The sequence below is a fragment of the Insolitispirillum peregrinum genome, assembly GCF_900156605.1.
Classification (GTDB): domain Bacteria; phylum Pseudomonadota; class Alphaproteobacteria; order Rhodospirillales; family Rhodospirillaceae; genus Insolitispirillum; species Insolitispirillum peregrinum.
Window position 1 is genome coordinate 570631 of sequence record NZ_FTOA01000001.1, and the last position, 25707, is coordinate 596337.

The window sequence follows — 25707 nt, forward strand, 5'->3', positions numbered from 1 at the left end:
TTTCCGGCCCGGATGGAGTGATCATGACCGTAGTACCCTCAAGCGATGTTGCCGCATCCGGTTCTGCCGCACCGGATGCCCCTGACGGGCGTTTGCGCAAGCCGTCGTGGATCCGGGTGAAAGCCCCGACCTCGAAGGAATACGCCGAAACCCGCCAGTTGATGCGTTCCAAGTCCCTGCATACCGTCTGTGAAGAGGCGGCGTGCCCGAATATCGGGGAATGCTGGAAGCATCGTCATGCAACGGTGATGATCCTGGGGGATATCTGTACCCGCGCCTGCCGGTTCTGTAACGTCAAGACCGGCAAGCCGGGGATGGTCGATGCCAACGAACCGGCCCATGTGGCCGAGGCGACGGTGTCGATGGGTCTGGCGCATGTGGTGATCACCTCGGTGGACCGCGACGACCTGCCCGATGGCGGGGCGGCTCACTTTGCGCGGGTGATCTCGGCGGTGCGGGTGGCCAGCCCCAAGACCACCATCGAAGTGCTGACCCCGGATTTCCGTGGGAAAGACGGTGGCGTCGAGGCGGTGGTCGAAGCCAAGCCGGATGTGTTCAACCACAATCTGGAAACCGTGCCCCGCCTGTACAATGCCATCCGCCCGTCGGCGCGCTATTTTGGCTCGTTGCGGGTGCTGGAAAAGGCCAAGGAACTCGATCCGCAGATTTTCACCAAGTCCGGCATCATGGTCGGTCTGGGGGAAACCAAGGAAGAAGTGTTCCAGGTGATGGACGACCTGCGGGCGGCCAATGTTGACTTCCTGACCATCGGGCAATATCTGCAACCCACCCCGCAGCATGCGGAAGTGGCGCGCTATGTCACCCCGGAGGAATTCGAGGAATACCGCAAGGTGGCCCGCGCCAAGGGCTTCCTGCTGGTGTCGGCAACGCCGTTGACCCGCTCGTCGTACCATGCCGATCGTGACTTTGCCGAACTGAAGGCCGCACGGGAAGCCAAGCTGGCCAAGGTTGCCGCCCGCGGCTGATCTTCTGTCGGTTGAACGCGTGGTAAAAGCCCGCTGCCCTTTTGACCAGGGGGCGGCGGGCTTTTGCGTTATGCCCCCTTGTCGGCAAGGGGGTGTTCCTGCCATAGTGCGCCGACGCCGGAACAGGCTGATGCATCGCCGTTCTGGCCACTGTTCATTTTCTTTGGCTTGCCCGTGGTCGGGTGCCTGAGCAATAGGGTTTGTTTGGAATGGCTGGTCATTCACAGTTTAAAAACATCATGTACCGCAAGGGCGCTCAGGATGCGAAGCGCTCCAAGCTGTTTACCAAGCTGGCGAAGGAAATCACCGTTTCGGTGAAGACCGGCGGTTCGGACATGACATCCAACCCGCGCCTGCGGGCGGCGATTGCCGAAGCACGCAAGAACTCGATGCCCAAGGACAACGTTGATCGCGCCATCAAGCGCGCGCTGGGTGGTGACTCGGCGGACAATTACGAAGAAGTCCGCTATGAAGGCATGGGTCCGGGCAACGTTTCGATCATCGTCGAAGCCCTGACCGACAACCGCAACCGCACCGCCTCGAACGTTCGTGCGGCGTTCAACAAGCTGGGCGGGTCGATGACCCCGGTGACCTTTAATTACGAACGCGTCGGCTATCTGGCGTTCAAGGCCGAGGTCGGTTCACCGGACGACATCTTTGAAGCGGCGATCGAAGCCGGTGCCGCCGATGTCGAAAGCGACGACGAAGCCCACAACATCTATTGCAGCCCGGAAGACTTCAACGACGTGCGTGCCGCGCTGGAAAGCAAGCTGGGTGAACCGGATACCGCCCGTCTGGACTGGCGTCCGCTGAACCGCGCCGAAGTTGATGAAGAGGCGGCCAAGACCCTGTTCAAGCTGCTCGACACGCTGGAAGACGACGACGACGTGCAGCGCGTGACCGCCAACTTTGATATCCCGGACGAGATCATGGAGCGTCTCAGCTCGTAATCTCTGACGATTTTGCTACCTTTTATCAGCCTGTCCGCCCCATGGCGGGCGGGCTGACATGCCATGGATGAAAAGATAACCCGCCGCAAAGAGAGGCTATCGTGGTGATCAGGGTTCTGGGGCTTGACCCCGGACTACAGCATACCGGATGGGGCGTGATCGAGGTGGACGGCAACCGTCTACGCGCCCTGGCCGATGGCGCGATCCACAGCACGGCCTCCCTGTCACTGGCCGAGCGGTTGATGCAGATTTATCGTGGGCTGGAGGCGGTGATTGCCGACTATGCCCCCGACGAAGCGGCGGTCGAAGAAACCTTCGTCAATAAAAATCCGACCTCCACCCTGCGTCTGGGGCAGGCGCGTGGAGTGGTGATGCTGGCTCCGGCGATGGCCGGGCTGCCGGTGGCGGAATACCAGCCGACGGTGATCAAAAAGGCGGTGGTCGGGACCGGGACGGCATCCAAGGATCAGGTGGGGATGATGATCCGTACCCTGCTGCCGGGCTGCCTGACCACCACCCCGGATGCTGCCGATGCGTTGGCGGTGGCCATTTGCCACGCCCATCACCGGGCCTCGGTGCGCACGGTGGCGGCGGCTTTGGCCCGCGACGGGGCTATGCTGTCCGGGAAAAAGACGCCACGCACAAAAGGAACGCGCGGATGATTGCCAAGCTGAAGGGGTTGATCGACAGCATCGGGGAAGACTGGGTGGTGGTCGATGTCAATGGCGTTGGCTATCTGGTCCATTGCTCCAGCCGCAGCCTGTCGCGGCTGGTGGTGGGCGAGGCCGTCTCGTTGTCGATCGAAACGCAGGTACGCGAAGACGCCATCACCCTGTTCGGCTTCCTCAGCGCGGCCGAAAAAGCCTGCTTCCGCTTGCTGACCACCGTGCAGGGGGTTGGCTCCAAGGTCGGGCTGTCGATCCTGTCGGTCGGGCAGCCGGATCAGGTGGCCCATGCGCTGGCGGCGCAGGATAAGGCATTCTTTGCCCGTGCGGTTGGTGTCGGCCCCAAGCTGGCGGCGCGGATTGTCTCGGAACTGAAGGACAAGGCGGCCAACCTTGCGGTTGGGCCGGCTCCGATGGTGGTGGCTCCGGTGAAGGGCGAGATGGCCTTGCCGCCGGAAAAGGACAGCGGTTCACAGGCCGGGCAGGTGGTCGAGGATGCGCTGTCGGCGCTGGTCAATCTGGGCTATGGGCGGTCCGAGGCTTTTGCGGCAGTGTCGCAGGTGGTCGCCGATGCCAGTGGCGGGATCAGCGTCCAGAAAGCCATTTCCGCCGCCCTGAAAGAGCTGGGGAAGGGGCTGTAAACCATGGATGAAGAGCGTCTGGTTTCGCCCAAGCCTCGCCCTGAAGATATCGAGGCGTCGTTCCGCCCGCAGGTGCTGGATGACTTCATCGGCCAGCGGCAGGCATGTGAAAACCTGTCGGTGTTCATCAAGGCCGCCCGCGCCCGTGGCGAGGCGTTGGACCATGTGCTGCTGCACGGCCCGCCGGGGTTGGGCAAAACCACGCTGGCCCAGATCGTTTCGCGGGAGCTGGGGGTTGGGTTCCGGGGAACGTCTGGGCCGATGATCGCCAAGGCCGGTGATCTGGCGGCGATCCTGACCAACCTTGAACCGCACGACGTTTTGTTCATTGACGAGATACATCGCCTCAATCCTGCCATAGAAGAGGTGTTGTATCCGGCAATGGAGGATTTCCAGCTGGACCTGATCATCGGGGAAGGTCCGGCTGCACGCAGCGTGCGGATTGATTTGCAGCCGTTCACCCTGGTGGGGGCCACTACCCGCTCGGGGTTGCTGACCACGCCGTTGCGTGACCGTTTCGGAATTCCGGTCCGGCTGAATTTCTATCAGCCAGAGGAGCTGGAGGCCATCGTGCGCCGTGGTGCCCGTGTACTGGATGTGCCCATCACCGAAGATGGGGCGCGAGAAATCGCCTGTCGCTCACGCGGGACACCGCGTGTGGCCGGGCGGCTGCTGCGCCGGGTGCGGGATTTCGCCACCGTTGCCAAACGCCTGCCGGTTGATGCCTTCGTCGCCGATGCTGCCTTGCAGCGGCTGGAAGTCGACAAGCGTGGTCTGGACGCGATGGACCGCCGCTATATGCAATGTATCGCTGAACATTATGCCGGTGGACCTGTCGGGGTTGATACCATTGCCGCAGCCCTGTCTGAACAGCGGGACACCCTTGAAGAAGTTATTGAACCTTTTCTGATCCAACAGGGTATGCTGCAACGCACGCCCCGGGGTCGGGTTCTGTCGGTGACGGGCTTTACCCATCTGGGGCTTCCGCCGCCCCGCCGTTTGCTGAATGGTGGGGACGGCGGGCAGTTTGACCTGTTACGAGGAGCCGGGCGTAGTGAAGAGGGAGACGAGTGATGAATGCTGCTGATGGCCTGTGGACCGTCGGGTTCTGGAATCAGGACAATGCATTTCATCTGCCGGTGCGGGTCTATTACGAAGACACCGACGCCGGTGGTATTGTGTACCACTCGATCTATCTGAATTATGCCGAACGGGCGCGGACGGAATTCGTCCGGGCGCTGGGCATCCACCAGCAGAGTATTCTTGATCAGCGCGGGCTGGCGTTTGCGGTGCGGCGGTGCACAGCGGACTTCCGACGCCCGGCACGACTGGATGACATGCTGATCGTGCGCACCCGGCTGGTTGAACTGCGTGGGGCGTCGCTTGATTTTGAACAGACCATTCTGCGGGGCGAAGAGGTCCTAGTGGACTACGCCGTGCAGATTGCCTGTATCACGACGCAGGGACGGGCGGTGCGTTTCCCCGCCGACCTGCGGGACAGTTTGCTAAAGGGAATGGCTGTCATGGCGACGGCTTCCTGAGTGTATGGCGTTTCTCTTTTGATGGCGAAGGGACCGGGCACGTTGTCCGGACGGAGCAGATGGAACCGAGTGTGATTCCTCAGGCCGCGCAGATGGCGGCAGATCTTTCCCCGTGGGGCCTGTTCATGCAGGCCGGGTTGATCGGCAAGTTGGTGATGCTGTCGCTGATCGGGGCATCGGTCTGGTGTTGGACGATCATGATCCACAAGTTCCTGCGCATGCGGACCTTGGTGGCCAAGGCCGATGCTTTCGAAGAAAAATTCTGGTCGGGCGGATCGCTGGAAGAGCTGTTTGACCGTATCGGCTCGCGTCCGATTGACCCGATGACGGCGGTGTTCGTTGCTGCCATGCGGGAATGGCGGCGTTCGGCGGGGAAAGGCAACGGCAATGGCGATCCGACCATGCGGGTGCGCCTGTCGCAGCGTCTGGACCGGGTGATGCAGATTACCGTCACCCGTGAAATGGAAAGTCTGGAAAGCCGCCTTGGCTTCCTGGCCTCGACCGGCTCGGTGGCACCGTTCGTCGGGCTGTTCGGAACGGTGTGGGGGATCATGACCAGCTTCCACTCGATCGGGATGAGCAAGGATACCAGCCTTGCCACCGTGGCACCGGGGATTGCCGAAGCCCTGTTTGCCACCGCTCTGGGGCTGGTGGCCGCCATCCCGGCGGTGATCGCCTATAACAAGCTGTCCTCGGACATGGACCGCTATGCCCAGCGACTGGAAAATTTCTCCGGTGAGTTTGGCGCGATCCTGTCGCGTCAGCTCGATGATCGCGGTTAACGGGCGCGGGTAGAGGAGCTTCGTGCGATGAGCATGTCCATGCAATCGGGAGGCGGCGGTCGTGGCGGCGGGCGGCGCAGGCGTCGGGCGGTGTCCGACATCAACGTGACCCCGATGGTTGACGTGATGCTGGTGCTGCTGGTGATCTTCATGGTTACCGCCCCGCTGATGACCACCGGCGTTGATGTTGACCTCCCCAGCGCCAAAACGCCGCAAATCCGCGATCCTGACAACAAGGCAGTGACCATTTCGGTCGCAGCGGATGGTCAGATCTACATTCAGGAAACGGCGGTGGACAACGGGACTCTGGTCGCTCGTCTGCAGGCGGTGATGAAGGCCAACCCCGAGGCGCACATCTATGTGCGCGGTGATAACCAGATCAACTATGGCAAGGTCATGGAAGTTCTGGGGTTGCTGCATTCGTCCGGCTTTACCAAGGCGGCGCTGATCACCCGTCCCCCTTCCAGCAAGAAATAGAGTGTTGCCTGTTGTACAGGAAACACTCTGACCGAGACAAAAAGGACAGCTCTGATGTCTGTCATTGGGTTTTTCCGGGTCTTTGAACGGCGATTCTGACAATCATGCAATTCGCCCTGATACTTTCCGTTGTTCTGCACCTTCTGATCGTCCTGTTGCTGACGATCGGACTCCCCTTCATGCAGCCGGAGCCGCCGGTGGTAGAGGAAGTTCCGATCGTCGTCGATCTGGTTCAGGTGGCAGAACGGACGGCTGCCCCGCCGCCGGCACCGAAAACCAAGGAGCCGCCGCAGGAGCAACCCAAACCCGAAATCAAGAAATCCGAGCCTCCCAAGGAGCAGCCGCGCCCCGAGCCGCAAAAGCCCGAGCCGCCAAAGGAGACGGTCAAGCCCGAGCCGGTCAAGCCGCCTCCGGCCAAGGAACCGCCGCCGCCGACTCCCAAGGAGCAGCCGAAGGAAGAGCCGAAAAAGCCTGAGCCGAAAAAGCCGGAGCCTGAGAAGACGCCGGAAAAGGCCCCTGACGCTCCGCCCAAAAAGGAAGAGCCGAAGAAAGAAGAACCCAAGAAGGAAGAACCAAAGAAAGAAGAGCCGAAAAAGGAAGAGGCCAAGAAGACTGATCCCAAGGCCGATCCCAAAAAGGACCAGAAAAAGCCGGATGACGATGATCCGTTCAAGGATCTGGTGAAGGACGTCGAGAAATACCGCAAAAAGGAAGCTCCGGCATCAACGCCGCAGAGCACCCAGCAGGCTGCCGCCAATCCGGCACCGCAGGCGGCTGTTTCCGGTGCCCGCATCCAGAATGCGCCGTTGGCCGCGCAGGCGACAATGAGCGAAAAGGACGCGATTCGCGCTCAGGTGGAACAAAACTGGTCGTTTGATCCGGGAGCCAAGGGGATCGAATCGATGGTGGTGGTGTTGCGTATCACCATCAACCCCGATGGCAGTGTGCTCGATGTTCGGCTGGAACCGGAATCGCAGTCGCGCTATAACAGCGATGCTGCATTCAGGGCGATTGCCGATGGTGCCATTCGTGCGACGCGCCGGGCTAGCCCGCTGAAATATCCGACGGAAAAGTATACCACCTTCCAGACGATGGTGCTGTCCTTTACGCCGTCCTCTCGTCTATAAAGTAATGTCGCCGTGTTTGAAAAAAGTTTGAGCAACCAAAGGAAGAACGCCTTGATGACCGCGCTTTCCCAGCAGCCGCCGAAAGGCTTGGCTTTGTTCCGTGGTCTGGCTCTGCTGCGCCGCAAGGCAGCGACCGGACTGGTGGCCGTAGCTTTGGGTGTGCTGGCTGTGGCCAGCCCCGCCCAGGCCGAGGTCCGTATCGATATTACCCGCGGCAAGGTCGAGCCGATGCCGATCGCCATTCCGGCCTTTGCCGGTTCGGGCGATGCCGGACGGGTCGGTGCCGACGTGGCCAGTGTGATCAACGCTGACCTCGAACGGTCGGGTCTGTTCAAGCCGCTGGACAAGTCGGCCTTCATCCAGAACCTGCCGAATCTGGAAGTACAGCCGAACTTTGCCGACTGGCGTGCGATCAACGCGCAGGTGCTGGTGCAGGGTGTGGTCGAGCCGCAGTCTGATGGCCGCCTGCGTCTGGCCTTCCGCGTGTGGGACGTGTTCGCCGGTACCCAGGTAAAGGGTCAGGCTTATGTGACCCAGCCGGAAAACTGGCGCCGGGCCTCGCACATCATTGCCGACGTCATCTACAAGCAGTTGACCGGTGAAGATGGCTATTTTGATACCCGCATCGTCTATGTGGCGGAATCCGGCAAGGTGACCGAACGTGTCAAGCGGCTGGCGATCATGGATCAGGATGGTGCCAATCTGCGCTATCTGTCCGACGGCCGTGCTCTGGTGCTGACCCCGCGCTTCTCCCCGACGGCGCAGGAAATCACCTACATGAGCTATTACAACGGTATGCCGCGTGTGTACCTGTTCAACATCGACACCGGTCGTCAGGAATTGCTGGGGGATTTCCCGGGCATGACCTTTGCACCGCGCTTCTCGCCGGACGGCAACAAGGTGATCCTGTCGATGGCGACCGACGGCAACACCGACATCTATGAAATGGACCTGCGGACCCGCCGCACCCGCCAGCTGACCAACCACCCGGCGATTGATACCAGCCCGTCCTATTCTCCCGATGGTCAGCAGATCACCTTCAACTCTGACCGTGGCGGTGCACAGCAGGTTTATGTGATGAATGCCGATGGCAGCAACCCCCATCGCATCAGCTTTGGCGATGGCCGTTATGCCACTCCGGTGTGGAGCCCTCGCGGAGATTTGATCGCCTTCACCAAGATGAAGGCTGGCGGCGAGTTTTACATCGGCGTGATGCGTCCGGATGGCAGCGGCGAGCGTATGCTGTCGTCCGGCTTCCTGGTCGAAAGCCCGACCTGGGCCCCGAACGGGCGTGTGCTGTCGTTCTTCCGTCAGGATGCCAACGGCGCTGAACCCCGCCTGTTTACTGTTGATCTGACCGGTTACAACGAACGCCGCGTGACCACCCCGCAGGGTGCATCCGACCCGGCATGGTCGCCCCTTCTGCCGTAACATCCCTGCCGTTCAGGCTGGGATGAGGTCTGAAAAGGACAGATGGCCAGTTGGTTTCATCTGTCCTTTTCATTTAGAGTATCTCTGCATTGCAAAAAAAGGAGCCTTCACGGCTTCGATGAAAGCAAGTATAAGGGACGCATGGGTGCTGGTTATGGCCTTGCTGTCTGTTCCCCTCTGCGGGTGGACGAGGCTGCCATGGTTCAGGCCAGTGTATTCCTATATCCCAAACAGGTTCTGGGCTGCCTCTGTGCAGCCTTCAGCGCTTTCTACATAACCCCAACATGGAAGAGTCGAGGGGAAAAATGAAGTACCGTCGTCTGTTGCCGGCCCTGGCCGTCGCTGCCCTTTTGGCCGCTTGCTCCAATGCTTCTGAAGAGAACGGTGGCGCGACTGGCGCTGGCATGAACTCCGGTTCGGCTGGCGGCATGGGTGGTTCGTCGTCTTCGATGAACGGTCCGGCCCCGGGTTCTGCCGAAGAGTTCATGACCGTGGTCGGCGATCGCGTGTTCTTTGGTCTGGACAAGTACACCGTGGCTCCGGAAGGGCAGGCCATCCTGCGCAACCAGGCCGCCTGGCTGAAGCGTTATCCGAACCGTAGCCTGGTCATCGAAGGCCATGCTGACGAACGCGGTACCCGCGAATACAACCTCGCCCTGGGCGAGCGTCGTGCGACCTCGGTGCGTGACTTCCTGGCTGCCCAGGGTATCGCCCCGCAGCGCCTGCGCGTCGTGTCCTATGGCAAGGAACGTCCGGCTTGCGGCCAGTCCTCGGAAGAGTGCTGGAGCATGAACCGCCGTGGCGTTTCGGTCCTGCAGTAAATGCAGCGGTGCCGGGTAATCGGTGCCTGACCGTGCAGCATTAAGAGAAAGCCCGTGCAGTTTCCTTGTCGGAGTCAATTCCGGCAAGGCTGCGCGGGTTTTTTTCGGGTACCCGAATTCCTTGGGCGTTTCCATCTGTCCGGAAATTGTTTTAAGGTACGCACATCGACGCCCTGAAGCCGCTTCGGGGGCGTCAGGACATACATGCAATTCGACGTGAACGTTTAAGGGCAAGGTAATGGCTCAGACTGCATCCGCCGTATTTTTGCGACACCGTTTCCGGGGCGTCCTGCGTTCCGTGCGCGCCGCCATGCTGGCCAGTTGTGCGCTGACGGTTCTGGCATCTGGTCCTGCCCATGCCCAGCAATCAAACACCATTCAGTCCAACCTGCTGGTTGATCAGCAGAACCGGATCGCCGAGCTGGAGCGTCTGGTGCAGGAACTGACCGGTCGGGTTGAAGAAGCCCAGTTCAAAAACAAACAGCTCACCCAGCGCCTTGACCAGTTGATGGGTGACATGGATTTCCGTTTCAAGCAGCTGGAACAGGGGGCGGCTGCGCAGCAGTCGGCGGCTCCTCCTGCCGCGCAACAGCCCGCTCAGGCGGCAACTTCGGCGCAGGCGAATGGCAAGCAGGCCCCGTCCGGGGCTCAGGCTGGGGTCCTTGGCTATATGGGCAAGGATGGCAGTGCGACGGCCGCCGCCCCGGCGGCTGCGGCTGGCGGGAAAGGCTCGCCGCTGCCTGCGGGATCGGTGGCCGATCAGTACAACTATGCCTTTGGCCTGCTGCGTAAAAATGATTACGCTGGTGCTGAAACGGCCCTGAAAGCCTTTATCGCGCAGAATCCGGGGCATGAGCTGACCGGTAACGCGCAGTACTGGCTGGGGGAAACCTATTATGCGCGGGCTGATTACAAACAGGCTGCGGTGGCTTTCCTCGATGGCTACAAGAATTATCCCAGCAGTGCCAAGGCGGCCGATAATCTGCTGAAGCTGGGGATGACCGCTTCGCAGCTTGGGCAGACCAAGCAGGCCTGCGCGGCGTTCTCCAAGCTGGCGACCGAATACCCGCAGGCTTCCGATGTGCTGAAGCGTCGGGCTCAGGCCGAGAAAGACCGGCTGCGCTGCTCGTAACGGACGGATGTGATGGATATCCCTGCCGTCTTTACGGCAACCATGGAGCGGCTTGGTCCTTTCGAGGATCGGCCGCTTTTTGCTGTCGCGGTGTCGGGTGGCAGCGACAGTCTGGCCTTGACGCTGTTGCTGGCCGACTGGGTTCGTCATCGGCAGGGGCATCTGGTGGCCCTGACCGTTGACCACGGCTTGCGGCCACAGGCGGCCAGCGAGGCTCAGGCTGTCCACGATCTGCTGACGGCACGGGGGATCGAGCACCATGCCCTCACCAATCACCTGCCATGGTCCGGGGGCGACATCCAGAATGAAGCGCGGGCCGTGCGCTATCGCCTGCTCAATGACTGGTGTGTGTCTGCGGGCTGCCTGCACCTTGTTGTTGCCCATCATCAGGACGATCAGGCCGAAACGGTGCTGTTGCGTCTGGCGCGGGGCAGCGGGGCGGTTGGCCTGTCGGGGATGGCCGAGGTTTCCTATCGCCCGGAGGTACGCATTCTGCGGCCTTTGCTGGGGTTCACGCGACAGGCGTTGCGGGACTGGCTGGGCGGGCAGGAGGTGAGCTGGATCGAAGACCCCAGCAACCAGAATCCTTCCTTTGCCCGTGTGCAGTGGCGATCCTTGTCGCCGGAGCTGGCAGCGCGAGGGATGTCGTCTGCCCGGCTGGCCGAAACGGCACAGCGGTTGGCCCGCGTCCGCACGCTGATCGAGCGGGATGTGGCCGCCTGTCTGGCGCGGTATGTGCGGCTGGATCGTTGGGGATGGGCTGACGTTTGTCGGGCCGGAGTGCTGGCGCAAGAGGAAGAAATTGCCCTGCGGGTGCTGGCGGCGGTCCTGACCACGGTGGGCGGGCAGGACTATGGCCCGCGCGCCGATCGTCTGGATCGGTTGTATGATGCACTGTTGGCGCAAGGGCAGGGCGAACACCGGCAAAGCCTGCACGGGTGTGTTCTTTCCGCCACGGCAACGACAATTCTCATTGCCAGAGAGGCACGAGTCCCTGACTTTCAATGCCTTCCCTTGAACGGGGATGCTATAGAGTGGGATGGTCGTTTTCGGATTGCGCTGGATGCAGGGTTTGCCGAAGCCTGTCGTCTGCGCGGCTGGAAAATCACTGTCGGACATGTTTTTTCGCCCTTGCCGAGCTTGAAAGATGGTGTACGAGATCCTGATGTTCTCGATAAGGATGAAAAATCTGCGTGGTGTGCCATTCCGGGGATAGCGCGGCCCGGCTTGCCAGCCCTATATGAAGGCAAACGTCTGCTGGCGATCCCGGCCCTGGGGTGGCGATCGCATGATGTGAGCGGCATGGGGGCACTGGTGCGCCTGTTACGCTTTCAACCCCGGCGGACGATGGCCTTTGTCGGTTTTCGACTTGCGGCGCGCCGTGGCAGGATTATCTAACACCTGAGGCATAGGGGAACCTTTCCGCTTTCGTCACGGTGACGGAGACGGGAAAAGTAAAAAAAGAAAGGGCAGCGCCTTGAATATCAGTAAGAACCTGCTCCTGTGGGTAATCATCGCCGTGCTGTTGGTGGCGCTGTTCAACCTGTTTCAGAACTCGTCGCCGCGCACTTCGGCTTCTGCCGTTCCGTTCTCGACGTTCCTCGAAAACGTGGAACGCGGAGACGTGCGCGAGGTTACCATTCAGGGCAAGACCCTGAGCGGTCAGTATCAGGATAACCGCTCGTTCTCGACCTACCTGCCCGACGGTTCCGGTGTGATTGAGGACCTGCGGAAAGGCAACGTCAAGATTACCGTTGTCCCGCCCGATGATGACATGCCGACCATTCTGGGCGTGTTGATCTCGTGGTTCCCGATGTTGCTGCTGATCGGGGTGTGGATTTTCTTCATGCGCCAGATGCAGGGCGGTTCGGGCAAGGCAATGGGCTTTGGCAAGTCCAAGGCCCGCCTGATGACCGAAAAGGCCGGGCGGGTGACCTTTGAAGACGTGGCGGGCATTGACGAAGCCAAGTCCGAACTGGAAGAGGTGGTGGACTTCCTGCGCGATCCGCAGAAGTTCCAGCGTCTGGGCGGTAAAATTCCCAAAGGCGTGCTGCTGGTCGGCCCGCCGGGTACCGGTAAGACCCTGCTGGCCCGAGCGATTGCCGGTGAAGCCAACGTGCCGTTCTTCACCATCTCGGGCTCTGACTTCGTGGAAATGTTCGTTGGTGTCGGTGCGTCGCGTGTCCGTGACATGTTCGATCAGGGCAAAAAGAACGCTCCGTGCATCATCTTCATCGACGAAATCGACGCCGTGGGCCGTCATCGTGGCGCGGGTCTTGGCGGTGGCAACGATGAACGCGAACAGACCCTCAACCAGTTGCTGGTCGAGATGGATGGTTTCGAAGCCAACGAAGGCGTGATTCTGGTGGCGGCAACCAACCGTCCGGACGTGCTGGACCCGGCTTTGCTGCGTCCCGGTCGTTTTGACCGTCAGGTGACCGTTCCGAACCCGGATGTGCTGGGCCGTGAAAAGATCCTGAAGGTCCATGCCCGCAAGACCCCGCTGGGGCCGGATGTGGACATTCGGGTGATTGCGCGCGGTACCCCTGGCTTCTCGGGCGCGGACCTGTCGAATCTGGTGAACGAAGCCGCCCTGCTGGCCGCCCGCAAGGGTAAGCGGGTGGTGACGCAGATCGACTTTGAAGAAGCCAAGGACAAGGTGATGATGGGCGCCGAGCGCCGGTCGATGGTGATGAGCGAAGACGAAAAGCGTCTGACCGCCTATCACGAAGCCGGACACGCGCTGGTTTCCCTGCATTGCCCGGCCTGCGATCCGATCCACAAGGCAACCATTGTGCCGCGTGGCCGGGCGCTGGGTCTGGTGATGAGCCTGCCGGAAGGGGATCGTCATTCGCACACCCGCGAATATATCGAATCCCGTCTGGCGATGGCGATGGGTGGTCGCATTGCCGAAGAGGTGATCTTTGGCCGTGACAAGGTGACCACCGGCGCGTCGCAGGACATCAAGGTGGCGACCGAAAGCGCCCGCCGGATGGTGACGGAATGGGGTATGTCCGACAAGCTGGGGCCGCTGGCCTATGGCTCACAGGACGGGGAAGTGTTCCTGGGTCACTCGGTGACCACCCACAAGAACATTTCCGAAGAAACCGCCCGTGAAATTGATCTGGAAGTGCGCCGGATTGTCGAGGCTGGCTATCAGCGCGCCTACAAGATCATCACCGACAACCGCGACCAGCTGGAACGGATTGCTCAGGGTCTGCTGGAATATGAAACCCTCAGCGGCAAGGAAGTCCGCGGCCTGATGGATGGTGAAGACCTGAAGCGGGACGACGGTTCGGCCACCGAAGAAAGCACCGTTCGCCGTTCGGTGATCCCCAAGGCTGGCCCGACCGAGACTCCCCGTAACGGGGATGGCTCCGAGCCGCAGCCGGGAGTGTAAGCATGCGAGACGCTGAGGCTCGGGAAACCCTCGCCACAGTGACCAGAAGCCCCGCCTTAGTGCGGGGCTTTTCTCGCCTGGTGGCAGACGAAGATATCGAGCGGTCGCTGTATCTGGCTCCGCTGGCGGGCTTGCCCGCAACCGGGGCCATCCTGCCGGCGTTCGAGGTGCTGGTCCGTTTGCCGGGCGAGCGGGTGGTTTCGACGATTGCCGGACGATCCGATTTGCTGGCATGGGCCGACAGCGAGGGCAGTCTGGTCCATAAGGCGGTCAAGCGGCGGCTGGCCGGGCTGGAAAGCCGCTGCCCGCCCTTTGCCGGGTTGGCAATGGACGGGACGCAGGGCCGTCCGCATGTGATGGGGATTGTCAACGCCACTCCCGACAGCTTTTCGGATGGCGGGCGTCATCTGGACCCGCAAGCGGCGGTCAATGCTGCGCTGGCGATGGTCGATGCCGGGGCAACGATTATCGACGTGGGTGGGGAATCAACCCGTCCGGGCGCGGATGCCGTATCGCCGGATGAAGAAATCCGTCGGGTGGTTCCGGTCGTTCAGGCTTTGGCCGAGCGGGGCGTTCTGGTGTCGATTGATACCCGTCATGCGGCGGTGATGCAGGCAACGGTGGCCGCCGGGGCCGGGATCATCAACGATGTGACCGCACTGGAAGGCGATGCCGACAGTCTGGCGGTGGCTGCCCGGCTGGGGGTGCCGGTGATCCTGATGCACATGATCGGCGATCCCCGCACCATGCAGGATGCGCCGCGCTATCGCCATGCGCCGCTGGATGTTTATGATGCGCTGGCCGACCGGGTGGAGGCCTGCCTGGCAGCAGGAATCCCGCGTGAGGCTCTGGCGGTAGACGTCGGGATCGGTTTTGCCAAATCGGTACAACACAATACCGAGATTCTGGCCCGCCTCGGGATGTATCACGGGCTTGGGTGTGCGCAGTTGCTTGGCGTGTCGCGGAAGTCGTATATTGGCCGCCTGTCGCGAGGCGAGCCCCCACTGGGACGGGTGCCCGGCTCGCTGGCGACGGCGGTGACCGCGGCCGGGCAGGGCGTTCAGATGATCCGCGTGCATGACGTTGCCGAGACGGTGCAGGCGTTGACCATCTGGCATGCCATTGCGCGCAGCGGTCCCGCTGGTGGGGATGATCCCGTATGGAACGATCAGTCTTATTAAAGCAGGGTGGTTGAGTGATGAGTGGCAGAAAATATTTCGGCACCGACGGTATCCGCGGGACAGCCAATACCGATCCGATGACTGCCGAAATTGCCCTGAAGCTGGGCATGGCCGCCGGGCACTATTTCAAGCGGGGCGACCATCGCCATACGGTGGTGATCGGCAAGGATACCCGCCTGTCCGGCTACATGATCGAACCTGCCCTGACTGCCGGTTTCGTGGCGGTTGGCATGGATGTGGCGTTGCTCGGGCCGATCTCTACCCCGGCGGTTGCCAAATTGACCCGTTCGTTGCGGGCCGATCTGGGGGTGATGATTTCCGCCTCGCATAACCCCTATCAAGACAATGGCATCAAGCTGTTCGGTCCCGATGGCTACAAGCTGTCCGACGAGGTTGAGCTGACCCTCGAAGCCTTGATGGATAACGGGCTGGAGGACATGCGGGTGTCGCCGTCGCGGCTGGGCAAGGTCCGCCGGATTGATGACGCCAGCGGTCGCTATATCGAATCTGCCAAGCAGGCCTTCCCCCGTGGCCGTCGTCTGGATGGCCTGAAGGTGGTGATTGATTGCGCCAACGGTGCGGCTTACAGAAGCGCGCCGCAGGTTCTGTGGGAACTGGGGGCCGAAGTGATCAAGGTTGGTGTGTCCCCCGACGGGATGAACATCAACAAAGATTGCGGTTCGCTGTACACCCAGTTGCTGCGCGAAACGGTCCTGCTGCACGGGGCCGACATCGGGGTTGCCCTTGATGGCGACGCCGACCGGCTGGTGCTGTGTGACGAAAAAGGCGTGGTGATTGATGGCGATCAGGTTCTGGGGCTGATTGGCAAGTCGTGGAAAGATCAGGGCCTGTTGAAAGGCGGCGCGGTGGTGGCCACCGTGATGTCGAACATGGGGCTGGAAAGTTTCCTGAAAGCCGAAGGTCTGGCGCTGGAGCGGACAGCGGTCGGTGATCGCTATGTGGTCGAGCGGATGCGCGAGGCGGGCTTTAACCTTGGTGGTGAACAATCCGGTCATATCGTGCTGGGTGACCATGCGACGACTGGGGATGGTCTGGTGGCTGCCTTGCAGGTTCTGGGGGAAATGGTCCTGCGGGATTGCCCGGCCAGCAAGCTGTTGCGTGTCTTTGAGCCTTATCCGCAGCTGTTGAAGAATGTTCGTTTGCGCGACAAGTCGCAGGCGGATCAGCTGCTGGATGATGCTCAGGTCAAGCAGGCGGTGCTGGATTGTGACGCCGCTTTTGCGGGCAAGGGCCGGATTCTGCTGCGCAAATCGGGGACCGAACCGCTGGTGCGGGTGATGGCCGAAGGCGAGGACAGGGCGTCGGTGGAAAAGGCGGTGGCCACCATCGTTGCCGCCATCGAGACGGCAGCGGCGCACGAGGGATAAGTCTCTCCGGCAGGACGCGAAATAAAGGGCGGAAGGGACGTGGAGCACTGCTCCACACCTCGCTGGGGCCGGGAGGCCCCAGACCCCATTAATTTGATATTGAAAGAAAAAATGGGGGTTTGGGGGCCTCGCACCCAAACGGGCATGGGCGGTAGCCCATTCTTTTTCAGAAACTGTCGTGTAGGGATAACGCCATGAAAGGCAAAGTGTTGATCATCGCCGGTTCGGATTCCGGTGGTGGAGCAGGCATTCAGGCGGATATCAAGGCGGTGACCTGTCTGGGTGGCTTTGCCATGACGGCGATTACGGCTTTGACGGCGCAGAATACGCTGGGGGTTCATGGGGTCCACCCGGTCCCCGAGGCTTTCATCCGTCAGCAAATTCAGGTGGTGATGGAAGACCTGGGAGCCAATGCGATCAAGATAGGCATGTTGGCAACCCGTTCCATCATTGCCACGGTGGCGCAGGCTCTGGCCGATTTTGCGCCGGATGTGCCGGTGGTGCTGGATACGGTGATGGTGGCAAAGGGCGGTCATCCGCTGCTGGAACCTGAAGCGGTCGAGGCCCTCAAAGCCGAGCTTCTGCCCCGTGCAACGGTGATCACTCCCAATCTTCCCGAGGCTGGGGTGCTGATCGGGCAAACCCTGACCACCGAACAGGACATGGAGGCCGCCTTGCCCGCCCTTGAGGCGCTGGCTGCGCAGGCTGTCCTGCTGAAGGGGGGGCACCTTGAGGGTGATACCCTGCTCGATATGCTGGTAACAGCCGACAGCCTGCACCGCTTTACCGATACCCGGCTGGAAACCCGCCACACGCATGGCACTGGCTGCACGCTGGCGTCGGCCATTGCCTGCGGTCTGGCGCAGGGTCTGCCGCTGGTCGAGGCGGTCGTGCGGGCGCGGGCCTATGTCCGGCGGGCGATTGAACTGGCACCGGGATATGGCAATGGGCATGGCCCCCTGAACCATGCCCATACGGTTAGAGCAAATCCCGAGCAGATGGACACATCTGCGACGACGTATTTGCTTAAATAACAAGTCATTAGAGCATTTATCGTGATCCTTGGAGACCGAGAAATGCTCTAGCCTGTGATGGAAACAAGATGGCCTGCCCCGGATGAAGCAGGCCATTCTTCGTTACCGCCAGCCTTCCTTGTCGAACAGCTTGACCGCTTCGGGGACCTGCGCCCCAATGGCGGCGACGTTGATGCTTTCGGCCTTGAATGTTCCCCACGACTTGATCAAGTCAGATGAGGGCACGCTTTCGACCACCGGGAACTCTCCATTACCTTCGGCATAGATTTTCTGGGCCTCGGGGCTGGCGAGGAATTCGATCAGCTTCAGGGCCTCGGCGCTGTGCTTGGCGGCCTTGGTGACGCCAGCGCCGGAAACATTGACGTGTGCGCCACGATCATTCTGGTTCGGCCAGAACAGGGCAACCTTGGCGGCGGCGTCACGTTCCTCGGCTTTGTCCGAGGTGATCATTCCGGCGTAGTAATAGGTGTTGGCGATGGCGATATCGCATTCGCCCGCGGCCACCGCCTGAATCTGGTCGCGGTCGCCACCCTGCGGAGCACGGGCCATGTTGCCGACGATGCCCTTGACCCAACTGCTGGCCTTGTCCTTGCCATCGGCGGCAATGATGCTGGCCAGCAGCGACTGGTTATAGACCGACGACGACGAGCGGACGCAGATTTTGCCCTTCCACTTGCTGTCAGCGAGAGCTTCGTAGGTGGACAGGTCGGCAGGCTTGACGCGGTCCTTGGCATAAAAAATCACCCGCGCCCGGGCTGACAGGCCATACCAATAGCCTTGCGGGTCGCGGTACTTGGCGGGAATGGCCTTGGCGAGGGCCTCGGACGAGGTGGCTTGCAGCACGCCAGCGTCCTGTGCCTGCCGCAAGCGGGCAACGTCGGTGGTGATCAGCACATCGGCCGGGCTGTCGGCACCTTCCTGCACCAGCCGCTCCAGCAACTGTTCTTCCTTGGCCGACAACAGCTTGACCTCGATGCCGGTCTTGGCGGTGAAGCTGTCGAGCAACGGCTTCATCAGGTGGTCTTTACGGCCTGAATAGACATTGACCTCGGCGGCATCGGCGCTGGACGGGGCAAGGGCACTGCCAAGGGCGAGCAGCGAGCAGCAGGCGGTCAGGGCCAGAAAGCGGCTGGAAGCAGACATGCGGAGGGCTCCTGTAGGGTTGATTATGCAAATAATTCTTATTTGCCTACATTGAGTATCACACCGAAGCGTCGATCTCCAGATGAAAGATTACGAAAAATTTATAATTTGGCGAAAGCGTGTGTATGGCTCTGATCGACGGTAAAGCCACAGGCAGCGCCAATGGCTGGCAGGGGACCGCCAAAGGTGCGTGCCTTGAAGAGCGTGCCGTTGATTTCCAGCCAGACCAGCGCCCCACGGCCAATGGGGCGGGCGTCGCGGACGATGGCCTCACCGTCAGGGTCTGCCGGATTCAGGCTGATCGCCTCGGGCCGGATGACGACCCCGACCGGACTGCCATCGGCGAGGCCGGTCGGTATCACTGCGGGCCGCAGCCGCCCAAGAGGCGATTGCACGTGCTCACCGTGGATCTGTCCTTCCATGCTGTTGATGTCGCCAAAGAATGCCGCCACAAACGGCGTTGCAGGTGTGTCATACAGCTCGGTCGGTGTCCCGATCTGAACCACATGTCCGGCCTGCATGATGGCAATCCTGTCGGCCATCAGCAGGGCTTCTTCGGGGTCGTGGGTGACCATCACCGTGCAGACGTTGCTTTCCTTCAGAACGCGCAAGGTTTCATCGCGGACCTGATCGCGCAGGCGCTTGTCCAGCCCGGAGAATGGCTCATCCAGCAGCATCAGGCCCGGTTCGGGGGCAAGGGCACGGGCGAGGGCCACCCGCTGCTGCTGGCCGCCAGACAACTGGTGCGGCCAGGCCATGCTGTGGCTGGCCATCCCGACCTGCTGTAACAACGACTGGATTTTGTGCGCGCGGGCCGGGTCACTTTTGGATAGCCCGAATCCGACGTTATCGGCGACGTTCAAATGGGGAAACAGGGCAAAATCCTGAAAAAGAAAGCCGACTCCCCGGCGTTCAGGGGGGATAATGCTGCCGGGGCGGCTCAGTTGACGTCCATTCAGTACCACCCGCCCGCCACTGGGGGGTTCCAGCCCGGCAATCAGGCGCAAGGTGGTGGTCTTGCCGCACCCGGATGGCCCCAACAGACACAGGATTTCGCCGGGGGCTACATGCACGGTGACGTCATGCACCACCGGGATGCCATCAAAGACATGGTGCAGGCCAAGCAGGGACAAGCCTGCATCCGATGGGGAAGGGGTTGCAGACATGGTGTCAGCTCCGGGGAGAAGAAGAGGCTCCCGGACGGGAGCGGGCAATGGCGCGGCTGAGCAGCAGGACCGGCAGCAGGCCAACCAGCACGATCGCCAGCGCCGGGGCGGCGGCATCGCTCAGGCGTTCGTCCGAGGCGAGGTTATAGGTGCGCACGGCCAGAGTGTCGAAGTTGAACGGACGCATCAGCAGGGTGGCGGGCAGTTCTTTCAGGACATCAACAAACACCAGCAAGCCCGCTGCCAGCAGGCTGCCGCGCAGGATGGGCAGATGGACCCGCCGCAACGTTCCGCCGGGGGTTTGCCCCAGCGTGCGGGCGGCGGCTTCCATCGATGGGGTGACCTTGCCCAGACTGGCCTCGACACCATTCAGCGAGACGGCGAGGAACCGCACCAGATAGGCATAGATCAGGGCGACCAGTGTGCCGGTCAGGATCAGGCCGGGGCTCCAGCCGGTCAGCGCGCGCAGGCTGCTGCTGAGGAAACGGTCGGTGGCGGTCAGGGGGATCAGGATGCCGACGGCGATCACACTGCCGGGGATGGCATAGCCCAACGCCGCCACCCGGCAGAGCGCACGGGTCAGGGGACGGGGGGAAAGGCGCTGGGCATAGGCCAGTACCAGTGCGACGCTGACCGCCAGCACGGCACTCAGGCATGCCAGCAGAAAGCTGTTGCCCGCCAGAATGGTGAAATCACGGCTCAGCAGACGGCCAAGACCGCTGTTCCACGCCCATGAGGCCAGAACCAGCAGCGGCAGAGCAAAGCCGAGCACAATGGGGAGCAGGCAGAACAGCAAGGCCAGTCCGGTGGTCGATGGCGATAACGGCAGCCGGGGCAAGGCGCGATAGCGCGGGGTGGTATGATGAAAGCGCGCCTGCCCGCGCGACCAGCGTTCGACCGACAACAGCAGAAAGACAAACCCGGTCAGGACCGCACCCAGCTGAGCCGCCGCAAGGGGCTGGCCCAGTCCCAGCCAGGTGCGATAAATGCCGGTGGACAGGGTATCGACGGCAAAGTAATCAACCGTCCCGAAGTCGTTCAGCGTCTCCATCAGGGCCAGTGCCACACCGGCAACAATGGCCGGGCGGGCGAGGGGAAAGGCCACCGACCAGAACGCCCGCCATGGGCCCCGGCCAAGGGTGCGGGCGACTTCCAGCACGCAGACCGACTGTTCCAGGAACGCCGTCCGTGCCAGCATGTAGACATAAGGGTAGAGGACCAGCGTCAGCACCGCTGCCGCGCCGCCGGTCGAGCGGATGGCCGGAAACCAGTACTCCGCTGCCGTTCGCCAGCCAAACCACAGCCGCAGCGTGCTCTGGACCGGGCCGGCATAGGCGAACAGATCGGTGAAGGTATAGGCCACCACATAGGCTGGCATGGCCATCGGCAGCAGCAAGGCCCATTCCAGCCAGCGGGCACCGGGCAGACGGCACATCGTCACCAGCCAGGCGGTGCCGACACCTCCGACGGTCACGCCGCCGCCAACCAACAGCATCAACAGCAGGGACGTTCCGACATAGCGGGGGAATACGGTGTCCAGCAGATGGCCCCAGACATCCGCCGTTGCAAAGAAAAAGCTGGCGCAGACGGTCAGAATGGGTAACGCGACCAGCCCGCAGAGAGTCATGGCGGTGATGGTCCAGTGGCGGGACGGGTGAGGAGATGGGGACATTGGGCATCCGGGGCACACAGAGATTACGGTAAATTAATCTTTGTGTGCCCCGGATGCAATTCATTCGCAGGGAGATGGCAAAAAGGGATGCGCTTGTCTTTGTGGATGGATCATTCTGCCATGCTGGCAATGTCGATCACAAAGCGGTATTTGACATCGTTGTTCAGCATCCGCTCATAGGCTTGATCAATCTGCTGGGCCCGGATCATTTCGATATCAGAGACGATGCCCTTTTCGGCGCAGAAATCGAGCATCTCCTGCGTTTCGGCAATACCGCCAATCAGCGATCCGGCGATGGAGCGGCGACCAAAGATCAGGTTAAAGACATTCGGCGACGGGTGGCTGTGATCGGGGGCACCAACCAGACACAGGGTGCCATTCAGCGCCAGCAACGAGATATAATCGTCGAGATTGTGGCTGGCGGCGACGGTATTGAGAATGAAATCAAAGCTGCGGGCGTGGTGTGCCATTTCTTCGGCATTGCGGGACACCACCACTTCGTCAGCCCCCAGTGCCAGCGCATCCTGCCGCTTGCTTTCCGAGGTGGTGAAGGCGACGGTGTGGGCGCCCATGGCATGAGCCAGCTTGATCCCCATGTGTCCCAGACCACCAATGCCAACGATACCGACCTTTTTGCCCGGACCGGCCTGCCAGTGACGCAGCGGCGAATAAGTGGTGATCCCGGCGCACAACAACGGCGCGACGGCAGCCAGTTGCTCTGCCGGATGGGTGATTTTGAGGACGAAATTTTCCTTGACCACGATCTGCTGGGAATAGCCCCCCAGTGTGTGGCCCGGTGCGTCCGGGGTGGGGAAGTTGTAGGTGCCGGTAAAACCGTGTTCGCAGTACTGTTCCAGCCCATCATTGCACGGGTCACAGTGCTGGCAGCTATCGACCAGACAGCCGACGCCAACGGTGTCGCCAACCCGGACGTTCTGCACATGGGCACCGACGGCGCTGACCGTGCCGACAATCTCATGGCCGGGAACGCAGGGGTAGAGGGTGCCTTCCCACTGTGAACGCACCTGATGCAGGTCGGAATGGCAGACGCCACAGTAAAGAATATCAATCTGCACATCATGCGGACCGGGTTGGCGGCGGCTGATGGTCATGGCTTCCAGCGGTTTGTCGGCGGCGTGGGCGCCATAGGCTTTGACGAGGGTCATGCTGAAGAGTCCCTTAAAGGCAGGATAAAGAGCGTGAGCCCGGACTCTAGCAACGGTGCGCTTTGATGATTAGGGGGCTTGAATTGTATGAGCTTATGAATGGAATTCAAAGGTCAGGGGCGAGGGAAGCCGGAGCAGGGAAGCCGGGGCAGGAAAGATCGTGCGGAAGGCCAGCCCTGACCTTCCGCACGACTCTGGGCACGTTACCTGGCAGCGCGACGCAGGTCGATTTCGACACCGGGTTCGCCGGTGAATTCGACCAGAATGTCTTCGCTGCGGACGACGTACTGGCACGCCAGACGGTAGGCAGGCGGCATGTCGTTGGTTTCAGCAGCGTAGAGGGTTGCCTTGTCGAGCTTGCCATTGACCGACAGGGTAACCTTTTCTTTTTCGGTCAGTGCCGAGGCCATCGGGGGATTGTCACCAAGGACGGTGACTTTCACCAGACAGGAACCGCACTCGCCATCCTGGCACTGGAACGGAATGGGGACATTGTTCTGCTTGGCGACGGCCAGCAAGGTACCGGTATCGCCAGCGACGGCGTAAACGGTGATGTCTTTCGGCAAGGTTAAGCCGGAAAAAGTGACGTTTGCCATGGTCCAGACCCTATTGTCTTTGTTTCAGAAAAGGGGGAGCACGCAACGCCGGGGGGAGCACCCGGGTAAAACCCGGGCAGCGATGTGGATATACGATAGGCCTGCCGACTGGCTTCCGCAAGGAAAACTGCCGGGAAAGCGGAGAATGTGTTCGCTCACAACTTTAGTCCTTCAGGTCGGTAGACCGTCGACGAACCCCGCGTGGTGTTGGCGAGCTGCGGCGGCGGCGATCCGGGCCGAAATAGGACGGCAGGCGTACAAACGGGCGCGGGCGCTCGATGACTTCCCGGATGCGGCCCAGCAGGGAAGCGGCAGAGTACGGTTTGATCAGGAATTCGTTGGCACCGCAATCACGGGCCTCGACCACCCGGTATATTTCGCTATAGGCGCTGACGACGATCACCGGCATGAAATGGATCGACGGGTTCTCGTCTTTCCTGATGAACTGGATCAATTCATTGCCATTCAGCGGAGCCATATGCAGTTCGGTGAACAGAATGTCGGGGGTACTGTGGCGCAAAATCTTCAAGGCTTCGGCAGCGTCCGCACACTCCATCCACGACTTGCAGCCAAAGGCATGGAGAATGGTGCGGAGAATCCGGCGGGAAAACGGATTGGAATCAACAATCATTGCCGTGACATTGCGGAGATATTTTGATTGTCTATGCGACATTGTTTAATCCATGGTTCACGGCTTTCGCTTTCGAACGGGAAAGATATTTTACTCTTTTTTGTGATCTGGCGACCCTGTTTTCTGAATCATGCTGGAGATATTTCCGGGTCTTCCAGAATAAAGGGGAATTCTATCGGGGATATGGCAAAATCTCAAGAAGAATAGGGATTTTGCGGGTATTCTGACTGCCCCTGTCTTTGACACGGCATGGTTTTCACCGTAATGGATCGCGATGGAATGGGCCTGGCGGTCCATGATGCAGGTGCAGGGTGATCTCTTGGTCGTGCCCTTGCACGCAACCTTTCAGGAGGGACCATGTCTGTCGAACCATCTGGACCCGAGGGACAAACAATACCTGCATCCATTGGCGGATCTGATCGTCTGGCGGTGGGCTTTTCCTGTCTGGGTCATTTCTTTGTCCATTTTTTCGAGCCGACGTTCTTTGTCGTAGCGCTGGTGTTGCCAACCGTTCTGGGCATTTCCTACGAAGCGGTGCTGGCTCTGGTCGTGGTCGGGAAAGTCCTGCTGGGCCTTGCGGCGCCGCTTGCCGGTTGGCTGGGGGATCGGTGGGGAGCTACCCGCCTGATGCTGATCTATTTTTTAGGGCTGGGAGCCGCCGGGATTGCCTGTGGCCTTGGCAGCACATCATGGGAATTGGGGGTTGCCCTGACCGCCTTGGGGCTGTTTGGCTCGATCTATCATCCGGTCGGGATCGCCTGGCTGGTGCGGACCGCCCATAGCCAGGGCAAGGCGCTGGGGGTGAATGGAATTTTTGGCAGTCTGGGGCCCGCGGTGGCAGGGGTGGTTGCCGGTGCGCTGACCGAATGGGTCAGTTGGCGGGCGGCGTTTCTGGTGCCGGGTAGCCTTGCCATTGTGACCGGAGCCGTGTTCTGGCTCAGCCTGCGGAAAGGCTGGGTTGTTAACGGCAAGGCCCGGACGCGTGCGGTGGTGGCGGTCCAGAAGGGTGATACCGTTCGTGCCTTCATGGTGCTGGCGTTGGGCATGCTGGTCGGTGGACTGGTCTATCAGTCGACACAGGCGGCTTTGCCGAAAGTCTTTGATGACCGCCTGTTTGGCTTTCTTGGCGGTGGTACCGTCGGGCCGGGAACAGCGGTGATGCTGGTGTACGGTTTTTCGGCCTGTTTCCAGCTGGTCGCCGGTCATCTGGCCGATCGTTTTTCCCTGAAATGGGTCTACCTGTTGGCCTGGCTGGTGCAGGGGCCGTTGCTGGCAATGGCAGCCTGGGCGACTGGTGCTCCGCTGGTTGGTGTGGCAATGCTGATGGTGACCTTTAACACCAGCACCCTGCCGGCAGAAAACATGCTGCTGGCGCGCTATACACCCGAAAAGTGGCGGGGGACTGCCTATGGGCTGAAATTCGTGCTGAATTTCGGCATGGCGGCTCTGGCTGTTCCTGTTGTTGGCATGGTGCGGGCGGCGACGGGGGATTTGACGGCGCTGTTCGTTGTGCTGGCTGCTCTGGCTGGAATGGTGGCGCTGGCTGCTTTTGCCTTGCCCGCAATGTCGGGTCACAAGGAAGGGCGGAGCCAGATGGAAACGGCAAAGGCTGGTCGTTCTTAATGACCTTTTAACAGGAACCTGCTTTTCTTGTATGGCAAGGAGTTACGAGAAGTGCCGGGTCAGGACGGCACCTTTTGCAGGGTACGGCAAATATTGCCTCTTCGCGCAGAGGTCCTGAAGCAGGATGTAAATAAAAAATTGTTTGTTTCCTGCT

General features: G+C 61.0%; 24 protein-coding genes. 18 read left to right on the top strand and 6 right to left on the bottom strand.

The window, feature by feature from the left end:
• The first annotated feature begins 23 nt into the window (after positions 1 to 23).
• The 17 genes from lipA to thiD all read left to right on the top strand — a co-directional run bounded on the left by lipA (position 24) and on the right by thiD (position 17556).
• Entirely contained in the window at positions 24 to 986 is a 963-nt protein-coding gene (gene lipA / locus BW995_RS02390; protein WP_084194517.1) for a lipoyl synthase, read from the top strand.
• 209 nt (positions 987 to 1195) lie between these two features.
• Positions 1196 to 1936, top strand: coding sequence for a YebC/PmpR family DNA-binding transcriptional regulator (locus BW995_RS02395; RefSeq protein ID WP_076398525.1), 741 nt, complete (start codon positions 1196 to 1198; stop codon positions 1934 to 1936).
• A 107-nt stretch (positions 1937 to 2043) separates the two neighbouring features.
• On the top strand, positions 2044 to 2598 hold the full coding sequence (gene ruvC, locus BW995_RS02400) for a crossover junction endodeoxyribonuclease RuvC (RefSeq protein WP_076398902.1): 555 nt from the start codon (positions 2044 to 2046) through the stop codon (positions 2596 to 2598).
• Positions 2595 to 3242 carry a Holliday junction branch migration protein RuvA gene (gene ruvA, locus BW995_RS02405; protein ID WP_076398526.1) on the top strand — a complete coding sequence of 216 codons (648 nt, stop codon included), beginning with the start codon at positions 2595 to 2597 and terminating at the stop codon, positions 3240 to 3242. Before ruvC ends, ruvA begins: the two co-directional genes overlap by 4 nt.
• A gap of 3 nt (positions 3243 to 3245) precedes the next feature.
• Complete coding sequence (ruvB, locus tag BW995_RS02410) at positions 3246 to 4316, top strand: Holliday junction branch migration DNA helicase RuvB (protein ID WP_076398528.1); 1071 nt, start codon at positions 3246 to 3248, stop codon at positions 4314 to 4316.
• On the top strand, positions 4316 to 4783 hold the full coding sequence (gene ybgC, locus BW995_RS02415; protein WP_076398530.1) for a tol-pal system-associated acyl-CoA thioesterase: 468 nt from the start codon (positions 4316 to 4318) through the stop codon (positions 4781 to 4783). Before ruvB ends, ybgC begins: the two co-directional genes overlap by 1 nt.
• A 59-nt stretch (positions 4784 to 4842) precedes the next feature.
• Positions 4843 to 5565, top strand: coding sequence for a protein TolQ (gene tolQ, locus BW995_RS02420; RefSeq protein WP_076398532.1), 723 nt, complete (start codon positions 4843 to 4845; stop codon positions 5563 to 5565).
• A gap of 27 nt (positions 5566 to 5592) precedes the next feature.
• On the top strand, positions 5593 to 6042 hold the full coding sequence (tolR, locus tag BW995_RS02425) for a protein TolR (protein ID WP_076398533.1): 450 nt from the start codon (positions 5593 to 5595) through the stop codon (positions 6040 to 6042).
• A 104-nt stretch (positions 6043 to 6146) separates the two neighbouring features.
• Positions 6147 to 7169, top strand: a complete 1023-nt coding sequence (locus BW995_RS02430) for a TonB C-terminal domain-containing protein (protein WP_076398535.1) — start codon at positions 6147 to 6149, stop codon at positions 7167 to 7169.
• 54 nt (positions 7170 to 7223) lie between these two features.
• Positions 7224 to 8600 carry a Tol-Pal system beta propeller repeat protein TolB gene (tolB, locus tag BW995_RS02435; protein ID WP_076398537.1) on the top strand — a complete coding sequence of 459 codons (1377 nt, stop codon included), beginning with the start codon at positions 7224 to 7226 and terminating at the stop codon, positions 8598 to 8600.
• A gap of 305 nt (positions 8601 to 8905) precedes the next feature.
• On the top strand, positions 8906 to 9421 hold the full coding sequence (gene pal, locus BW995_RS02440) for a peptidoglycan-associated lipoprotein Pal (RefSeq protein ID WP_076398539.1): 516 nt from the start codon (positions 8906 to 8908) through the stop codon (positions 9419 to 9421).
• A gap of 238 nt (positions 9422 to 9659) precedes the next feature.
• A complete protein-coding gene (gene ybgF / locus BW995_RS02445) occupies positions 9660 to 10553 on the top strand; it encodes a tol-pal system protein YbgF (protein WP_139332718.1) in 894 nt (297 codons plus the stop codon).
• A 12-nt stretch (positions 10554 to 10565) separates the two neighbouring features.
• Positions 10566 to 11951, top strand: coding sequence for a tRNA lysidine(34) synthetase TilS (gene tilS, locus BW995_RS02450; RefSeq protein ID WP_076398540.1), 1386 nt, complete (start codon positions 10566 to 10568; stop codon positions 11949 to 11951).
• Positions 11952 to 12030: 79 nt separating this feature from the next.
• A complete protein-coding gene (gene ftsH / locus BW995_RS02455; RefSeq protein WP_076398542.1) occupies positions 12031 to 13953 on the top strand; it encodes an ATP-dependent zinc metalloprotease FtsH in 1923 nt (640 codons plus the stop codon).
• Between the two features lie 80 nt (positions 13954 to 14033).
• Positions 14034 to 15134, top strand: coding sequence for a dihydropteroate synthase (folP, locus tag BW995_RS02460; RefSeq protein ID WP_245821220.1), 1101 nt, complete (start codon positions 14034 to 14036; stop codon positions 15132 to 15134).
• Between the two features lie 17 nt (positions 15135 to 15151).
• Positions 15152 to 16522, top strand: a complete 1371-nt coding sequence (glmM, locus tag BW995_RS02465) for a phosphoglucosamine mutase (protein WP_076398545.1) — start codon at positions 15152 to 15154, stop codon at positions 16520 to 16522.
• 194 nt (positions 16523 to 16716) lie between these two features.
• Complete coding sequence (thiD, locus tag BW995_RS02470) at positions 16717 to 17556, top strand: bifunctional hydroxymethylpyrimidine kinase/phosphomethylpyrimidine kinase (RefSeq protein WP_076398547.1); 840 nt, start codon at positions 16717 to 16719, stop codon at positions 17554 to 17556.
• Positions 17557 to 17658: 102 nt separating this feature from the next.
• Here the strand turns inward: thiD and BW995_RS02475 are convergent, their stop codons facing one another.
• From BW995_RS02475 to BW995_RS02500, 6 genes are all read right to left on the bottom strand, one after another.
• Entirely contained in the window at positions 17659 to 18699 is a 1041-nt protein-coding gene (locus BW995_RS02475) for a Fe(3+) ABC transporter substrate-binding protein (protein ID WP_076398548.1), read from the bottom strand.
• 101 nt (positions 18700 to 18800) lie between these two features.
• Positions 18801 to 19865, bottom strand: coding sequence for an ABC transporter ATP-binding protein (locus BW995_RS02480; RefSeq protein ID WP_076398550.1), 1065 nt, complete (start codon positions 19863 to 19865; stop codon positions 18801 to 18803).
• 4 nt (positions 19866 to 19869) lie between these two features.
• A complete protein-coding gene (locus BW995_RS02485) occupies positions 19870 to 21537 on the bottom strand; it encodes an ABC transporter permease (RefSeq protein WP_076398551.1) in 1668 nt (555 codons plus the stop codon).
• Positions 21538 to 21647: 110 nt separating this feature from the next.
• A complete protein-coding gene (locus BW995_RS02490; protein ID WP_076398553.1) occupies positions 21648 to 22703 on the bottom strand; it encodes an NAD(P)-dependent alcohol dehydrogenase in 1056 nt (351 codons plus the stop codon).
• A 203-nt stretch (positions 22704 to 22906) separates the two neighbouring features.
• Complete coding sequence (locus BW995_RS02495) at positions 22907 to 23299, bottom strand: 2Fe-2S iron-sulfur cluster-binding protein (RefSeq protein ID WP_076398554.1); 393 nt, start codon at positions 23297 to 23299, stop codon at positions 22907 to 22909.
• 163 nt (positions 23300 to 23462) lie between these two features.
• Positions 23463 to 23930, bottom strand: coding sequence for a response regulator (locus BW995_RS02500; protein ID WP_175616960.1), 468 nt, complete (start codon positions 23928 to 23930; stop codon positions 23463 to 23465).
• Positions 23931 to 24287: 357 nt separating this feature from the next.
• Here BW995_RS02500 and BW995_RS02505 point away from each other — a divergent pair, with 357 nt between their 5' ends.
• Positions 24288 to 25553, top strand: a complete 1266-nt coding sequence (locus BW995_RS02505) for an MFS transporter (protein ID WP_245821222.1) — start codon at positions 24288 to 24290, stop codon at positions 25551 to 25553.
• Positions 25554 to 25707 lie beyond the last annotated feature (154 nt).

Bases quoted from the DNA above. Each gene is read 5' to 3' on its own strand.
- lipA (WP_084194517.1), top strand. From the start codon at position 24: ATGACCGTAGTACCCTCAAGCGATGTTGCCGCATCCGGTTCTGCCGCA.
- BW995_RS02395 (WP_076398525.1), top strand. From the start codon at position 1,196: ATGGCTGGTCATTCACAGTTTAAAAACATCATGTACCGCAAGGGCGCT.
- ruvA (WP_076398526.1), top strand. From the start codon at position 2,595: ATGATTGCCAAGCTGAAGGGGTTGATCGACAGCATCGGGGAAGACTGG.
- ruvB (WP_076398528.1), top strand. From the start codon at position 3,246: ATGGATGAAGAGCGTCTGGTTTCGCCCAAGCCTCGCCCTGAAGATATC.
- ybgC (WP_076398530.1), top strand. From the start codon at position 4,316: ATGAATGCTGCTGATGGCCTGTGGACCGTCGGGTTCTGGAATCAGGAC.
- tolQ (WP_076398532.1), top strand. From the start codon at position 4,843: ATGGAACCGAGTGTGATTCCTCAGGCCGCGCAGATGGCGGCAGATCTT.
- tolR (WP_076398533.1), top strand. From the start codon at position 5,593: ATGAGCATGTCCATGCAATCGGGAGGCGGCGGTCGTGGCGGCGGGCGG.
- BW995_RS02430 (WP_076398535.1), top strand. From the start codon at position 6,147: ATGCAATTCGCCCTGATACTTTCCGTTGTTCTGCACCTTCTGATCGTC.
- tolB (WP_076398537.1), top strand. From the start codon at position 7,224: ATGACCGCGCTTTCCCAGCAGCCGCCGAAAGGCTTGGCTTTGTTCCGT.
- pal (WP_076398539.1), top strand. From the start codon at position 8,906: ATGAAGTACCGTCGTCTGTTGCCGGCCCTGGCCGTCGCTGCCCTTTTG.
- ybgF (WP_139332718.1), top strand. From the start codon at position 9,660: ATGGCTCAGACTGCATCCGCCGTATTTTTGCGACACCGTTTCCGGGGC.
- tilS (WP_076398540.1), top strand. From the start codon at position 10,566: ATGGATATCCCTGCCGTCTTTACGGCAACCATGGAGCGGCTTGGTCCT.
- glmM (WP_076398545.1), top strand. From the start codon at position 15,152: ATGAGTGGCAGAAAATATTTCGGCACCGACGGTATCCGCGGGACAGCC.
- thiD (WP_076398547.1), top strand. From the start codon at position 16,717: ATGAAAGGCAAAGTGTTGATCATCGCCGGTTCGGATTCCGGTGGTGGA.
- BW995_RS02475 (WP_076398548.1), bottom strand. From the start codon at position 18,699: ATGTCTGCTTCCAGCCGCTTTCTGGCCCTGACCGCCTGCTGCTCGCTG.
- BW995_RS02480 (WP_076398550.1), bottom strand. From the start codon at position 19,865: ATGTCTGCAACCCCTTCCCCATCGGATGCAGGCTTGTCCCTGCTTGGC.
- BW995_RS02485 (WP_076398551.1), bottom strand. From the start codon at position 21,537: ATGTCCCCATCTCCTCACCCGTCCCGCCACTGGACCATCACCGCCATG.
- BW995_RS02490 (WP_076398553.1), bottom strand. From the start codon at position 22,703: ATGACCCTCGTCAAAGCCTATGGCGCCCACGCCGCCGACAAACCGCTG.
- BW995_RS02495 (WP_076398554.1), bottom strand. From the start codon at position 23,299: ATGGCAAACGTCACTTTTTCCGGCTTAACCTTGCCGAAAGACATCACC.
- BW995_RS02500 (WP_175616960.1), bottom strand. From the start codon at position 23,930: ATGATTGTTGATTCCAATCCGTTTTCCCGCCGGATTCTCCGCACCATT.
- BW995_RS02505 (WP_245821222.1), top strand. From the start codon at position 24,288: ATGTCTGTCGAACCATCTGGACCCGAGGGACAAACAATACCTGCATCC.